This window comes from Intestinibacillus massiliensis (assembly GCF_900155735.1).
Taxonomy (GTDB): domain Bacteria; phylum Bacillota; class Clostridia; order Oscillospirales; family Butyricicoccaceae; genus Intestinibacillus; species Intestinibacillus massiliensis.
In genome coordinates, this window is sequence record NZ_LT707052.1 from 17,729 (window position 1) to 32,617 (window position 14,889).

Here is a 14,889-nt window from a genome sequence, read left to right on the forward strand (position 1 = left end):
GGCTTCATGAAACCTGCTCCCCGCGCCGCCGCCCGGGGCGGCAGATTTCCCAGAAACCCGCCATTTTATCGCCAAAAACGACGGATAAACAGCGTATATCCCGCAAAGATGTGAACTTTCCGAAAATAATACGCCGCCCGCGCCCCTCTTTCATTGACACCCCGCGGCAAAGACAGTATCATAAGGATATATCGGAAATCGCCGCGCAACAGCGGGACGGCGGGAAGGGGAGTGGCGCATGGAAGGGAAAACGCTGACGCTGACGGGCGGGCTTTCGCTCGGGCAGGCGGGAACGGCCTTCCCCCTCGGGCAGGACAGCGTGCTGCTCGGCCATTTCGCCCGCCCCAAGCCGCGCGGCCGCGCGCTCGACCTCGGCGCGGGTTCGGGCGCGCTTTCACTGATTTTGCTCGGCAGGTTCCCGCAGCTCCATGTGACGGCGCTCGAGCTGTGCGGGGAGGCCGCCGCGCTGTGCACCCGTAACCGCGCGCGCAACGGGCTAGAGGGACGCATGGACGTCATCCAAGGCGACCTGCGCGACCGCGCCGTCCTGCCGCCCCACGGCTCCATGGATTACGCCGTGTGCAACCCGCCCTATTTTGCCCCCGGCAGCGGCGCTTCTCACAGCGCCCTGCCCGCCGCGCGGCAGGAACTTTCCTGCACCGCCGCGGACGCGGCAAACGCCGCCGCCTACTGCCTGAAGCAGGGCGGCAAATGCGCCATGGTCTACCGGCCGGAACGCCTGCCCGCGCTGCTGCGCGCCTTCGGGGACGCGCGCCTGACACCCAAGCGCCTACGCTTTGTGCACCAGCGCGCGGACAAGCCCCCGTCCGCGGTGCTGCTCGAAGGCATGAAGGGCGCGCGGGAAGGGCTGTCCGTCCTGCCTCCGCTGCTGGTGCAAAACCCGGACGGCAGCTTTACGGACGAATACAAAACAATATATCAACTTAAATAATTGCAATACGTATAATACAGAAACGTCTAGAAGAAATATAATCGAGGAATATTACAATGAGTAGTGCAACCCTATACCTGGTCGCAACGCCGATCGGCAACCTCGGCGACCTGTCGCCGCGCGCGGCGGCGGTGCTCGGCGAAGCCGCCTTCATCGCGGCGGAGGACACCCGCGTCAGCCAGAAGCTGCTGCGCCATCTCGGCCTGCACAAGCCAATGGTCAGCTATTACGAACACAACCGCCGCCAGCGCGGGGAGGAAATCCTGGCGCGGCTGCNATCCGCTGCACATTTACCGGCTGCAAGGCGGTCGGCGCGCGGCTGGTCGAGGGCTATTTTCACGATGTTTTGCTGGAAGAATGCAATTTTTCGCTGTCCAATTGGGACGGCGCTTCCATCCGCGCGCTCCGGATGCAGAAGTGCGGCCTGCGCACGGCCAACCTGACGGGCTGCAAACTCCGCGCCTTCGACCCGGGGGACGCCGACCTGACGGAGGCCAGCTTCTTCGGCACGCCCCTTGCCGGGGTCGACCTGCGGCGCGCCTGCATCGACCGGTTGGTCGTGGAGGGCAGGGAGCTTGCGGGCGCCATCGTCACGGAACCCCAGGCGGCGCAGCTCGCGCGCCTGCTTGGGCTGGTCATCCGATAAAAAAAGGAGGGATATGTATGCGCCACCCTTATGCAAAAACCGACCTGCATCTCCATCTGGACGGTTCGCTCCGCATGGAGACCATCTTAACCCTTGCCGCGCGGCAGGGGGCCGCGCTGCCTGCCGCCACGCCGGACGGGCTGACGCCTTACTGCATGGTGCCGCCGGACTGCCATAGCCTCGCGGAATACCTGGCCTGCTTCCGCCTGCCGCTGTCCGTGCTGCAAACCGCGGACGCGCTGCGCTATGCGGCGAGCGAGTTGGTGATCACGCTCGGGATGCAGGGGCTGACCTGCGCGGAAATCCGTTTTGCGCCCCAACTGCACGGGCAGCGCGGGCTTGCACAGGCCGGTGCGGTCGAAGCGGTATTGGCCGGCGTGCAGGATGGCCGGCGGCGCTATCCCTTCCTAAAGGCCGGCGTGATCCTATGTATGATGACGACGGGCAGCGACGCGGACAACGCGGAAACCGTGCGCCTGGCGCTCGCCTACCGGGACAAGGGCGTCTGCGCAGTCGACCTCGCCGGGCAGGAGGACGCGCGGCCGATGCAGGAGTACGCCGGGCTGCTCGCCCCCGCGCGGGACGCCGGCCTGCCGATCACGCTGCACGCGGGCGAGGCCGGGACGTACCGGAACGTCGCCCTGGCGGTCAAGCTCGGGGCGCGGCGCATCGGGCACGGCACGCACGCCGCAAACGCGCCGAAGCTGCTGCGGCAGCTTGTCGCGCAGGGGATCGTCCTCGAACAGTGCTTGACCAGCAACGTGCAGACGCAGTGCGTGGGCAGCTACCAAAGCCATCCGATCCGCCGCCTGTTTGACGCGGGGGTCAAAATCGCGGTCTGTACGGACAATATGACCGTTTCCGGCACAACCCTAGCGCGGGAATACCAAATCCTGCGCGACGTGCACGGGTTTACGGACGACGAACTTGCCGTCCTTGCACGGTATGCGCGCGAAGCCTCGTTTGTCGCCTGATGCTCATAAAACATTTCTGAGAATCCCGCCTGTGCGCGGGATTTTTGTTTTTTGCAAAAGCACCCGCTGGCTTCCTCACTTGGGGTTCGCGCCCCGGGGCACATCCCACTTTGTACCCTGCGCGCAGGCGTGCCGGACGGGCGGGCTGCACCGTCAAGTTACCCTGCACCCCGCGTCCCCGTTTACATGCACCACCCTCCAATCCCCGGTTCGCGCAAGGGGCGTGCTGCCCGCGTAGGTATATTCGCGCCACGGGCGCGGGACGGGGATATGCGCTCCCGCGCAAGGGCCAAAGGGACATGGGGGAACCCATGGTTCCCCCATGTCCCTCTGGACACCCCGCCCCCTCCTTTGGCGCGCTACCCGTCGGACAGGCTACGCCTGCCCTCCTAAGGCGCGCGCCGCGGGGGGCGTGGCTGTTTCCGCAATCACGCAACGCCGCGTACCGCTTTAAGAAGGGGGCTGTTTTTGGGGATGATTTCCTGCCGATTTGACTGTGATCCCCCGCGCCGCCGTGCTGCTGTGCGCCTGGGGGTTCGCGCCCCGGGGCATATCCCACTTTGTGCCCTGCACGCAGGAGTGCCGGACGGGCGGGCTGCACCGTCAAATTACCCTGCACCCCGCATCCCCGTTTATACGCATCACCCTCCAATCCCCGGTTCGCGGGAGGGGCGGCGCACCGCACGCAAAGGAACGCCCCCGCCCGCCGTTTGGCGGTCAAAATGCGGGCAGCATTTTGAGCCGCCGCAGGCGGAAGGGAAAGGGTGGGGATTCCAAAGGGGTCCGGGAAAACCGCAGGTTTGCCCATACCCCTTTGGCGCCTGCGGCGCGCAGCCGCAAACCCCCGCGCATACCGCGCGCATGAACATCAAAAAGGGCCTAGGGGAAACATCCCCTAAACCCTTTGCTCATTTCCCTCGCGGGTATGACTTCTTTTCATCCGTAAGCCCCGCCAGATAATCCATACTGGTATCCAGTGCCAATGCCAGCCGCTTGCACTGTTCAAAGGTCATATAACGCACGCCGTTTTCAATCTTTGAGTAATCGCTTTGGTCAATCCCGGTTAAAGTCTGCATTTTAATTTGGGTATAGCCCTTTTCCTTCCGGAGCGCTTTTAATCTCGTCAATTGCATCACCAAAATTATTATGTCAAATTGACCTATTGACATTAGGGTGAAATTGACCTAAAATAAAAAAGAAAGGAGTAAGATTATGGAAGATTATAAACTCGCTTATTTAAAGCTGTTTAATGAAGTGACCGACGTAATCGCGCAATTGCAACAAATCCAGTTAAAAACAGAAGATATTTTGACCCATGAAACAGGAAAAGAGGACGGTTAACCGTCCTCTTTTTGTGTCCCGGTCGCCGCGTAAAGCGCAACCAGCTTCTGCGCCATCTCCATCGGCGCTTCGCCCTTATTGAGCCGCAGCGAAATATACGGCTGGCTGCCCGCGTTAAGCAGCAGCCGCCCCTTGTACGCCTTTTCTGCGCACAGGGCGGACAGCCGCGCAAAATCGGCGGACTCCCAGGTCAGCAGCAGCCGGCCTTCGGTCTGGCGGATTTCCACGATCCCCTGGTCGGACGCCTGCGCGCGCAGCAGCGCGATATCGCATAGCGCGGCCACCGGCGCCGGCGGGTCGCCGAAGCGGTCGATCAGCTCGTCGAGCATATCCTCGCGCTGCTCCGCGTTCCGGATGAGCGCGATGCGCCGGTACAGGTCGACGCGCTGCCCCGCGTCCGCGACGTAATCCGTCGGGATATTGGCCGACAGCGTCAGTTCCGCCGCGCATTCGACACGGCGCTTCGGGGTCTTGCCGCGCTCCTCCAGCACCGCTTCTTCCAGCAGCTTGAGGTATAGGTCATAGCCGACCGACATCATATGCCCGGACTGTTCCGGCCCCAGCACATTGCCCGCGCCGCGGATTTCCAGGTCGCGCATCGCGATCTTGAAGCCCGAGCCGAACTCCGCAAACTCACGCACCGCGGACAGGCGTTTCTGCGAAATCTCGCTGAGCACCTTGCCCGCCCGGAAGGTCAGGTAGGCGAACGCATGGCGGCTCGAGCGGCCGACGCGCCCGCGGATTTGGTGGAGCTGCGCCAGCCCCATCGCGTCCGCGTTCTCGATGACCAGGGTGTTTGCGTTCGGGATGTCGATACCGGTCTCGATGATCGTCGTGCACACGAGGATATCGATCTCGCCGTCCGACATCTGCGTCATGATATTCGCCAGCTCGCGCTGGGTCATCTTGCCGTGCGCCACGCCGATGCGCGCGTCCGGGAAGGCCTTCTGGATGCGGTTTGCCGTGCGGTCGATGCTTTCCACGCGGTTGTGCAGGTAATAGACCTGCCCGCCGCGCGCCAGTTCGCGCCGCATCGCGTCGTTTACGACCGGCTCGGAAAACTCGATGACAAAGGTCTGTACCGGGTGGCGGTCATGCGGGGGCTGCTCGATGACCGACATGTCGCGGATGCCGGACAGCGCCATGTTGAGCGTGCGCGGGATCGGGGTCGCGGACAGCGTCAGCACGTCGACCTGCTTGGAAATCTCCTTGAGCTTTTCCTTATGGCTCACGCCGAAGCGCTGCTCCTCGTCCACGACGAGCAGGCCGAGATCCTTGAACTTCAAGTCCTTCCGGAACAGCTTATGCGTGCCGACGATCAGGTCGATCATGCCGGTTTGCAGCTTTTCCAGGATTTTTTTCTGCTCGGACGGCGTTTTATAGCGCGAAAGCAGCTCGATCGTCATCGGGAAGCCGGAGAAACGGTCGAGCGCGGTCAGGTAATGCTGCCGCGCGAGCACGGTCGTCGGCACCAGGATGGCCGCCTGCTTGCCCGCAAGCACGCACTTCATGATCGCGCGCAGCGCCACCTCGGTCTTGCCGAAGCCCACGTCGCCGCACAGCAGGCGGTCCATCGGGCGCGCGGACTGCATGTCGGCCTTGATTTCCTCGATGCATTTGAGCTGGTCGTCGGTTTCGTCATACGGGAAGGAAGCTTCAAACTCCCGCTGCCAGTCGTCGTCCGCGGGGAAGGCGTAGCCCTTGAGGCGGTTGCGCTCCGCATAGAGCTGGATCAGCCCGGCGGCCAGTTCCTTGGCCGCCGCCTTGGCGCGGGTACGGGCGCGCGCCCAGTCCGCGCCGCCCAGCTTGTTCAGGCGCGTCTTTTCCGGGTCGCCGCCCCCGCCGATGTATTTGGAGATCAGGTCGAGGTTGGTCGCGGGGACATAGAGGAAATCGGTGCCCGCAAACGCGATTTTGACAAAGTCGCGCTGCGCGCCGTCCACCGTCATGCGTTCCATGCCGACAAACCGGCCGATGCCGTGGTGTTCATGCACGACGAGGTCGCCCGGGGTCAGGTCGGTATAGCTTTTGACGCGGTCGCGGTTGGACTTTTTGCGGGTTTTGCCCGCCTGGCGGCGGCTGAGCACCTGCCCTTCGGTCATGACGGCCAGCCCCAGCGCGGGATACTCAAAGCCCGCCGACAGGCCGCCTTCCATGATGTGCACGCGCCCTTCGGCGGGCAGCTTATCGGAGAGGGCGCAGGGCACGCCCGCGTCCCGCAGCGTCTCCTCCATGTTCTTGCAGCGCAGCGGGCTGGCGCACAGCATGACCACCCGCCGCCCCTGACCGGCATAGAGCGAAATATCCGCCGCCGCCATATCGACGTTGCCGCCGTAGGCGTTCATCTGGTTGGCGGTGAAGTTGACGATCGCGCCCAGCGCCACCTCGGGCACGGATGAGAGGAAGGTATCCATCAAGACGCAGCCATACCGCTTGAAGTTTTCCACAATCTGTGGAAAACCCAGTGCAAAACCGGTATGTTCACCGGAAAGCTCGCCGCGCTCCAAGAGCGCCTCGACGTCGTCCGCCATGCGCGCGGCAAACCCGCGCGACGCTTCGCGCACGCGGGGCGTATCGTCCACCAGGAACAGCACGTCCTCCGGCAGGTAGGCAAGCGCGCAGGTGCGTTCCGGGTATATGAGGGGGAGGTACTTGTCCGCGCCGGGCAGCGTGCCGTCCTCCGTCAGGCGCTCGATATCGCGGCGCAGGTTCTTATCCAGGTCGGGGTGCTTCTTGCGGCGGCCCGCGAGCGTCTTTTGCAGCGTCTCCACCAGCCCGGGCACGCCGCCCGGCGCCAAATGGGGCAGCGCCTCGGCGCAGGGCAGGCACAGCAGCGTATCCAGCCGGTCGCCGCGCCGCTGGCTCCCCACGTCGAAATAGCTCATGGTGTCCAGCTCGTCGCCGAAGAATTCGCAGCGCACCGGCGCGCGCTCCTGGGGCGGGAACAGGTCGAGCAGGTCGCCGCGCACGGCAAATTGCCCAGGCCCCTCGACCTGTACGGCTCGCGCATAGCCCGCGCGGGACAGGTCGGCGGCCAGGCGCAGCAGGTCGTATTCCTCCCCGGCCTTGAGGGTCAGGGTCGCGGCGGCAAGCCGTCCGGGCGGGATACAGGCCTCGGCCGCCGCCGCGACGGACGCCACGACGGCCGGCGCTCCCATGCGCATCCGGTGCAGCGCCGCCAGGCGTTTGTGCTCAAATTCACGCGACGAGCCGAGCGCCCCCAGCATGACAAAATCGCGGTAGGGCAGCGTCAGCACGTCGCGCTCCAGGAAGGCCGACAGGTCGCGCGCCATACGGGCGGCCGCCTGGTCGTCCGCCGTTAGTACGAACACCGGCCGCGAGGTCTCGAGGTGCAGCGCCGCCGCCAGGTGCGCTTTATGGATAGGGGACAGGCCCGCCGACGCGACCGGCGTATCGCCGCGCCGCAGCGCGTCGTATACTGCGTTGTATTCCCGCAGATTTGTAATACTTAAAGCAATTTCATTCATAAATTACACCATCTGTATTCGGATTATGGCCTGTCTGCGCCAAAAGTACGGATACGCCAAAAAGGGCAGATTTTTCAATCTGCCCTTATACGCTATGCGGGTTTGCGGGGATTAATGCTCGTGGCAATGCGCGCAGTCGCAGTCGCAGCCCAGGATTTCGGAGGGATCCTTGCCCATCCGCTTGTAATAGTCTGCGATGGCGGAGCGGAGCGCCTCCTCGGCCAGCACCGAGCAGTGCATCTTGACCGGCGGCAGGCCGTCCAGCGCCTCGGCAACGGCCTTGTTCGTCAGCTTGAGCGCTTCCTCAAGGCTCTTGCCCTTGACCATCTCGGTGGCCATGGAAGAGGTCGCGATTGCCGCGCCGCAGCCGAAGGTCTTGAACTTGACGTCCTCGATGATGCCGTCGTCGGACACCTTGAGGTAAATTTTCATGATGTCGCCGCACTTGGCGTTGCCGACCTCGCCGACGCCGTTTGCGTCTGCAATCTCGCCGACATTACGGGGGTTGGAAAAATGGTCGAGTACCTTGTCGCTGTATTGCATGGTGATTCTCCTTTATGAAAACACAGGGTTTTTGTTACGCTTTTAGTGCGCGTGAAGCTCGGTCGCCGCCGTCATGTTGGGCTTGCCGTTTTCCCATACAGGGCTCATGGAGCGCAGGGTCTCCACGACCTGGGGCAGCTTTTCGAGGATATAGTCGACCTCTTCCTCGGTGTTCTGCTCGCCCAGCGTCAGGCGCAGGGAGCCGTGGGCGATCTCGTGCGGCAGGCCGATGGCCATGAGCACGTGGGACGGGTCGAGCGAGCCGGTCGAGCAGGCCGAGCCGGTCGAGCCGCAGATGCCCTCGTTATTGAGGCGCATGATCAGCCCCTCGCCCTCGATCGCCTCGAAGATAAAGGAGGCCGTGCCGGGCAGGCGGTTGACCGGGTCGCCGGTGTAGTGGGTGTAGGGGATCTTCATGATACCCTCCACCAGGCGGTCGCGCATCGCCTGGACGCGCGGCAGGATCTCGTCCATGCGCGCCGTCGCGTCGCGGACAGCTTCCGCCAGGCCGACGATGCCGGCGATGTTTTCCGTGCCGCACATCTTGCCGCGCTCCTGGCCGCCGCCGTGGACGAGGGGCACGATATCAATGCCCTTTTTCACATACAGCGCGCCGATACCCTTGGGGCCGCGGATCTTGTGCGCGGTCAGGGACAGCATATCGATATCCATCGCGTGCACGTCGATCGGCATATGGCCGACGCCCTGCACCGCGTCCGTATGGAAAAGCGCGCCCGCCTCGTGGGCGATCTGCGCGATCTCCGCAAGCGGCTGGATCGTGCCGATCTCGTTATTGGCGGCCATGATGGTGACAAGCGCGGTGTCCTCGCTGATCTCGCGGCGGAGCTGGCCGAGGTCGACGCGGCCCTGCGCGTCCACGTCGAGGTAGGTGACGCGGTAGCCCAGCGTCTCCATGTACTGGCAGGTATAGAGCACCGCGTGATGCTCGATCTTGGAGGTAATGATGTGCTTGCGCCCCTTCGCCGTGCGGCCGGGCATAAAGCCCTTGATCGCGAGGTTATCCGCCTGCGAGCCGCCGCCGGTGAAGATGATCTCGTCCGGGTCGCAGCCGATGCCCTTGGCCACCGTGGCGCGCGCGCCGTCCATGGCGCGCTTGGCGTCCCACGCGAGGCCGTACAGGCTGGAGGGGTTGCCGAAGCCGCCCGTCAGCCAGGGCTGCATTGCGTTATATACATTCTTGGAAATCGGCGTGGTCGCCGCGTTATCGGTATAGACCAGTCTTTTCATGAAATATTGTTCGCCTCCTATGTTGGCTATTACTAACTTAAAATATACACCCCAAAGGTAGGGTTATCAACGCCAAAATTGCACGAAAGAATCGCCTTGAATCGCACGAATTTAGACGGACTTCCTAGGATATCCTAAAATAGCGCCGCCTAATTTATAAGTTTACTCGCTCCCCGCATCAAATGCAAGGAAATCAGTGCATTTTCCGGACTTTTTCTTAGTATTGCCCCGGGATGGGCGGCTTATCCACCCGTCCTGCCGGAGGGGTAGGGAAAAGCCCGCTTTGCAGCGGGCCTTTGCGTTTATTCCATCATGCCGACGCAGTCGAAAAACGGCTTCGCGGCGATCTTGTCCCGGTTTTCCTGAAACAGCGAATGGCCGAGCGTGACGACCACATAGTCCGCGCGGGACAGCGCCTCTTCAAACGGCACGTTCTGGATGCCGTGCACCTCGCCATACGGCGCGAACGGCTCGCAGGCGATGAAGTTCACGCCCTTGTCGCGCAGGATGTTGCACAGCTCGATCGAGGGGGACTCGCGCAGGTCGTCCACGTCGGGCTTGTAGGACAGGCCGAGCACGGCGACCAAGTCCTTCTTGGGGTCGCGCAGGGAGGAGAGCACCTTTTCCGCGACAAAGCGCGGCTTGTTCTCGTTGCGCAGGCGGGAGGCGTGGATCACCTTGGCCTCCTCGGGGAACTGCTCGTAGATAAACCACGGGTCGACCGCGATGCAGTGGCCGCCGACGCCGACGCCCGGCGTCAGGATATTGACGCGGGGGTGGCAGTTGGCCAGCTTGATCAGCTCGAACACGTCGATCCCCATTTTATCGCAGATAACTGATAACTCATTGGCATATGCAATGTTAACATCACGGAAAGTATTCTCCGTGAGCTTGCACATCTCGGCGGTGATGTCGTCCGTGACGCGCACGACGCCCTTGTCGAGCACATGCTCGTAAATCTCCTTGGCCATCTGCGCGGCCTCCGGCGTGCGCGCGCCGACGATGCGGTCGTTATTCTTCAACTCGTACATCATATTGCCGGGGATGACGCGCTCGGGGCAGTGGGCGACATGGATCTCGCCCTGCGGGATGCCGCTTTCCTCGCCCAGCACGCGCGCGAGCATTTCGGTCGTGCGGGGCGGCACGGTCGACTCCAGGATAACGAGGTCGTCCGGGCGCAGCACCTTGCCCGCCATGCGGCCGGCCGATTCGACAAAGCGCAGGTCGGCCTTGTGCGCGCCCGACGCGTCCTCAAAGAACGGGGTGGGCACGGCGATATAAAACACGTCGGACGGGCTGAGCTCGCTCGAAAAATGCAGGTGCCCGCCCGCGACCGCCTGGTCGAAGGCCTCCTGCAGGCCGGGCTCGACAATGTGGATCTTGCCGCCCTTGAGGCTTTCGACGACCCGTTCGGTCACGTCGAAGCCGCAGACCTCGTAGCCCGCGCCCGCCAGGGTGATCGCCGTCGGCAGGCCGATATAGCCCAGTCCCATGACTGTGATTTTTTTCATATTGTATAACCTTCCTTTATGCGCCGCGGCCGCGCGCTGCGCGCCTGACACGGCCCTTTTTCTTATACACGTCCATTTTAACACAAAGCATGGGCGGTTACAATTTGAATTTACAGAAAAATGGCGATTTTACGCATTTATACGGCGGCACGGTCGTTAAAATTGCACGAATCCCGCCGCCTGTCCCATATCCCACAACTTTTATTTGAATTTCCCGCCCGTTCAGGATATAATGTACTATACGCGATATTGCTATTTGTATGGCCGGCAGCACACTTTTCTTGCTGCGGCCATCCCGCGGATAAACGCAAAAGGACGATTGCTTATGATTTTTGAAGGCCTGCTGACAGACGCACGGCTGATCCGCGACCGCGACCCCGCGGCGCGTTCCACCCTGGAGGTTTTCCTGCTATACCAGGGCTTCCACGCCCTGATTTACCACCGCATGGCGCATTTCCTGTACCGGCACAAGCGCTTTTTCCTGGCGCGCCTGGTTTCCCAGCTCGCCCGCCACCTGACCGGCATCGAGATCCACCCGGGCGCGAAGATCGGCCGCGGGCTGTTCATTGACCACGGCATGGGGATCGTGATCGGCGAGACCGCCGAGATCGGCGACTACTGCACCATCTACCACGGCGTGACCCTGGGCGGCACCGGCAAGGACACCGGCAAGCGCCATCCCACGATCGGCGACAACGTGCTCATCTCGACCGGCGCGAAGGTGCTCGGCCCGTTCAAGGTCGGCGACAATTCCCGCATCGGCGCGAACGCCGTCGTGTTGCAGGAGGTGCCCGCCAACTCGACCGTGGTCGGCGTGAAGGCGCGCGTGGTCAAGATCGGCGGCGAGCGCGTATCCACCACGCCCTCCTTCGACCTCGACCAGATCCACATGCCCGACCCCGTGGCGCAGGAGCTTTGCCAGCTCACCCGCCGCGTATACGAAAACGAACAGCGTATCCGGAAAGCCGAGGAGGATGCGCGGGAATACGACGAATAAAAGCGCCGTATTTTGTTAGCTTGATCAAATTAAAGCACTTTTATTTAGATAAAAACGGGGTTATTTCATGAAATAACCCCGTTTTTCTATTTATGATTGACAGTTTGTGCGCGATCCGCTATACTGAAGTTACACCGAATATAAGAACCATTCTTATTGGCAATTAGAAAAGGGAGAGGCCTATGAACAACACCAAGCAGCGGACGCTGATATACGAGACCGTGCAGGGCAGCTACGCGCACCCCACGGCGGACGACGTCTTCCGCGCGGTGCGCCGGGATTTGCCGAACATCAGCCTTGGCACAGTCTACCGCAACCTCAACGTACTGACCGAGCTGGGGAAAATCCGCAAGATTTCCGTGCCCGGCCAGCCCGACCATTTCGACCGGCAGGGCGAGTGGCACGACCACATGGTCTGTGAGCGGTGCGGCAAGATGATCGACATCACGCTGCGCTGCACGCCGCCGCTTGCCGAACAGCTTGCGATCCAGTCCGGGCTGGAGGTAACGGGCTATTCGCTCGTCGCCCAGTGTATCTGTCCCGCATGCGCGGAAGAAAAAGAAGACCAACCCATGGGGCAGGCGGCTGTTTAGCCGCCTGCTTTTTTGTGCGCCATGGGGTGGGGAACCGTGTCCTTTTTGTGTTTTTGTGCGCGTGGGATTGTATTTATCCGTGCATAGTGCTATAATAGCAACTGTATTTTGTGATAAAAAACAGGAGAATCAACATGAAAAAGAAACTGATCCCCATCATTGCGATGGTTTTGATCGCCGTGATCTGCATCGGCATCGTCCTCGCAATGCACCCCGCGCCGAAATTCAAGGTAACCGACCCCGGCACGCCCGTCGTCATGACGGTCAACGGCGAGGAAATCCATGCCAAGGAATACGCCTCCATGATGGTCTATTCCAAGGCCTACATGGACAATATGATGACCATGTACGGCATGGGCACCGAAATCTGGGACGACCCGGAGATGAGCGCGTCCCTGTTCGCCCAGCTGCAGGATCAGACCAAGCAGCAGGTGGTCTATATCCATACGATCGTCGACCAGTTCAACAAGGCCGGCCTGAAGCTGGGCCGCGACAAGGTCAACGCCATGGAAGAGCAGAAGGCGCAGGTCGTCGAGCAGCAGGGCGGCAAGACGATGTTCGGCATCTGGCTGGCAACGCTCGGCTTTGACGAGGAGATGTACGACAACATCCTGCTTGTCAGCAGCTATGTCGAGGCGTTGAACGATTATTACTTCGGCGAAAACGGCAAGGCGCTGCCCCCGCGCGACGAGCTGCTCAAGGCTTTCAACGAAAACTATATCCAGGTCAAGCACGTGCTGATCAGCACCGTGGACGACCAGGGCAACGCCCTGACCGGCGACGCGCTCGCGGAAAAGACCGCGCTGGCGGAAGACGTGCTGGCGCAGGCCAAGGCGGGCGAGGACTTTGATTCCCTGATCAAGACCTACGGCGAGGACCCGGGCATGACGCAAAGCCCCGAGGGCTATATCATGGATAAGGACGGCAACACGCTGACCGGCACCATGATCGAGGAGTTCAACAAGGGTTCCTGGGCGCTCGAGGTGAACGGCGTCTCCGACCTCGTCAAGACCTCCTACGGCTACCACATCATCAAGCGCGTGCCGCTTGACGAAACCAAGCTCGACGATTATGCCGCCGCCGTGGCGAGCATCGTCAAGGGCGAGGACGTATCCTTTAACGCAATGGTCGACCAGTGGATGGCTGAGGCGCAGGTCGAAACCACCGAAGATTTTGACAAGATCAACCTCGACAACGTGTTCGACTACATCCTGCCGGGCGACGGCGGCGATCAGGCGGGCACGGCGCCTGCGGGCGGCGCTTCCAGTACGGACGCCGGTCCCGCAGACGGCCAGGGCGAAAGCAATCCCGACGCGGGTCAGGCCGCTTCCTAAAACAAACGCAGAAAAGGCCGGAAATCGTAAAGGTTTCCGGCCTTTTTTATACGCTCCCGCCTGGCCTTGCGGTATCGCGGCATCCTTGCATTGCATTTGCATTTTATGAAACTTTGAAATTTATACCTATTTTCCTGTACAATTTTCGTCATTAGATTTATACTTTTAGCTATTGGATAGGCATATCCTGCTTTAAGCACAGATGGAGGGCATATGAAAAAGAAAGTTCTCATCACGGCAACCATTGCGCTTTCCGTCTTGGTTGCCGTGCAGCTGATTTACTTTATCTACCTGGGATCCTTTATGTTATCGGCCGACTCCGCCAGCGCGGTGCTCATCTCGCTCCCGCAGGGGATTTATAAAAACCCAATCGTCTGGTTTATCGTCTCCTTGGCCTTACTCGCCTGTGTGATTTATCATCTGAAAAAATGCAAAAAAGTTAAATGAAAAAAGGCGGTTATCCCGTATCTGCGGGTGCGGGAATTCCCAAAAAAGTACCTATAAGCTGCAAAGCTTTTGTCATGCGGAAGTACCGGGGGATATGGACTGTCGGGTATTGTTTACGCAGAAAAAACCGTTACGCTATAAAACAACAGGGCAGCGGGCAAATACGCCCGCTGCCCTGTATTTATGGCCGCGCCCCACGTGGGGCTTTTTTTATTTGTATTTTTGATAAGCCGCGACCGCCAGCTCGTCGCACCGGTTGTTTTTCGGATTGTCCGCGTGCCCCTTGACCCAGTGGAAACGCACGGTATGGTAATCCAGCAGGCCGAGCAGCGCATCCCAAAACTCCGGGTTTTTCGCCGGGGTCTTGTCGGCTTTTTTCCAGCCGCGCGCCTTCCAGCCCTTCGCCCAGCCCTTGGTGATCCCGTCGATGACGTATTTCGAGTCCGAATACAGGTCGACCTCGCACGGCTCCTTGAGCAGCCGCAGCGCCTCGATAACGCCGGTCAGCTCCATTTTGTTGTTGGTCGTCTGCGGGTCGCCGCCGGAAAGCTCCTTTTCATGCGCGCCGTATTGCAGGATCGCGCCCCAGCCGCCCGGCCCCGGGTTCCCGGAACAGGCGCCGTCGGTATAAATTGTGACCTTCTTCATAAAATCTCCCAATGTCTGTTTTTTTCCCATTATACCACAATGGCAAGTGGAACCCTACAAAAGCCATTGCATATCGTGCCATTGTGATATCATTTTTAAATCAAAGGTATCGTAGCCGCTTTGCGGCTATGATACCACAACGGCGGTGGGAATTTAAGGGGTTTACG

At 61.1% G+C, this 14,889-nt stretch carries 14 protein-coding genes and 2 pseudogenes; 10 read left to right on the plus strand and 6 right to left on the minus strand.

The window, feature by feature from the left end; all coding sequences use genetic code 11:
- The first annotated feature begins 238 nt into the window (after positions 1 to 238).
- From CZ203_RS03440 to add, 5 genes and pseudogenes are all read left to right on the plus strand, one after another.
- Entirely contained in the window at positions 239 to 952 is a 714-nt protein-coding gene (locus CZ203_RS03440; RefSeq protein ID WP_087064784.1) for a tRNA1(Val) (adenine(37)-N6)-methyltransferase, read from the plus strand.
- Between the two features lie 56 nt (positions 953 to 1,008).
- Positions 1,009 to 1,227, plus strand: a pseudogene (locus tag CZ203_RS15075) (SAM-dependent methyltransferase); the annotation flags it as partial.
- Positions 1,228 to 1,298: 71 nt separating this feature from the next.
- Positions 1,299 to 1,346 (plus strand): annotated as a pseudogene (locus tag CZ203_RS15585) (hypothetical protein); the annotation flags it as partial.
- A gap of 15 nt (positions 1,347 to 1,361) precedes the next feature.
- Positions 1,362 to 1,598 (plus strand): pentapeptide repeat-containing protein, encoded by a 237-nt coding sequence (locus CZ203_RS14495; protein ID WP_087064786.1) that lies wholly within the window; start codon positions 1,362 to 1,364, stop codon positions 1,596 to 1,598.
- A 17-nt stretch (positions 1,599 to 1,615) separates the two neighbouring features.
- Complete coding sequence (gene add / locus CZ203_RS03455) at positions 1,616 to 2,572, plus strand: adenosine deaminase (RefSeq protein ID WP_087064787.1); 957 nt, start codon at positions 1,616 to 1,618, stop codon at positions 2,570 to 2,572.
- A 908-nt stretch (positions 2,573 to 3,480) separates the two neighbouring features.
- Here the strand turns inward: add and CZ203_RS03460 are convergent.
- Positions 3,481 to 3,699, minus strand: coding sequence for a helix-turn-helix domain-containing protein (locus CZ203_RS03460; RefSeq protein ID WP_200809422.1), 219 nt, complete (start codon positions 3,697 to 3,699; stop codon positions 3,481 to 3,483).
- 85 nt (positions 3,700 to 3,784) lie between these two features.
- Between CZ203_RS03460 and CZ203_RS15250 the strand changes: the two genes are divergently transcribed.
- Positions 3,785 to 3,913, plus strand: a complete 129-nt coding sequence (locus CZ203_RS15250) for a hypothetical protein (RefSeq protein ID WP_268875362.1) — start codon at positions 3,785 to 3,787, stop codon at positions 3,911 to 3,913.
- Here CZ203_RS15250 and mfd read toward each other — a convergent pair.
- From mfd to CZ203_RS03480, 4 genes are all read right to left on the minus strand, one after another.
- Positions 3,910 to 7,401, minus strand: a complete 3,492-nt coding sequence (mfd, locus tag CZ203_RS03465; protein WP_087064788.1) for a transcription-repair coupling factor — start codon at positions 7,399 to 7,401, stop codon at positions 3,910 to 3,912. The genes CZ203_RS15250 and mfd overlap by 4 nt on opposite strands.
- Before the next feature lie 111 nt (positions 7,402 to 7,512).
- The gene (gene nifU, locus CZ203_RS03470) at positions 7,513 to 7,944 is read right to left on the minus strand and encodes a Fe-S cluster assembly scaffold protein NifU (RefSeq protein WP_087064789.1); all 432 of its coding nucleotides are present in this window, start codon (positions 7,942 to 7,944) and stop codon (positions 7,513 to 7,515) included.
- 42 nt (positions 7,945 to 7,986) lie between these two features.
- The gene (gene nifS / locus CZ203_RS03475; protein WP_087064790.1) at positions 7,987 to 9,192 is read right to left on the minus strand and encodes a cysteine desulfurase NifS; all 1,206 of its coding nucleotides are present in this window, start codon (positions 9,190 to 9,192) and stop codon (positions 7,987 to 7,989) included.
- Positions 9,193 to 9,494: 302 nt separating this feature from the next.
- Positions 9,495 to 10,703 (minus strand): nucleotide sugar dehydrogenase, encoded by a 1,209-nt coding sequence (locus CZ203_RS03480; protein WP_087064791.1) that lies wholly within the window; start codon positions 10,701 to 10,703, stop codon positions 9,495 to 9,497.
- A gap of 325 nt (positions 10,704 to 11,028) precedes the next feature.
- On the opposite strand from CZ203_RS03480, the gene epsC reads away from it, so the two are divergent.
- From epsC to CZ203_RS03500, 4 genes are all read left to right on the plus strand, one after another.
- Positions 11,029 to 11,700, plus strand: coding sequence for a serine O-acetyltransferase EpsC (gene epsC / locus CZ203_RS03485; protein WP_264472916.1), 672 nt, complete (start codon positions 11,029 to 11,031; stop codon positions 11,698 to 11,700).
- Between the two features lie 182 nt (positions 11,701 to 11,882).
- Positions 11,883 to 12,293 (plus strand): Fur family transcriptional regulator, encoded by a 411-nt coding sequence (locus CZ203_RS03490; protein ID WP_087064792.1) that lies wholly within the window; start codon positions 11,883 to 11,885, stop codon positions 12,291 to 12,293.
- 134 nt (positions 12,294 to 12,427) lie between these two features.
- Positions 12,428 to 13,627 carry a peptidylprolyl isomerase gene (locus CZ203_RS03495; protein ID WP_087064793.1) on the plus strand — a complete coding sequence of 400 codons (1,200 nt, stop codon included), beginning with the start codon at positions 12,428 to 12,430 and terminating at the stop codon, positions 13,625 to 13,627.
- A 213-nt stretch (positions 13,628 to 13,840) separates the two neighbouring features.
- On the plus strand, positions 13,841 to 14,074 hold the full coding sequence (locus CZ203_RS03500) for a hypothetical protein (RefSeq protein ID WP_087064794.1): 234 nt from the start codon (positions 13,841 to 13,843) through the stop codon (positions 14,072 to 14,074).
- A 210-nt stretch (positions 14,075 to 14,284) separates the two neighbouring features.
- On the opposite strand, the gene rnhA is transcribed toward CZ203_RS03500, so the two are convergent.
- Positions 14,285 to 14,722, minus strand: a complete 438-nt coding sequence (rnhA, locus tag CZ203_RS03505; protein WP_087064795.1) for a ribonuclease HI — start codon at positions 14,720 to 14,722, stop codon at positions 14,285 to 14,287.
- Positions 14,723 to 14,889 lie beyond the last annotated feature (167 nt).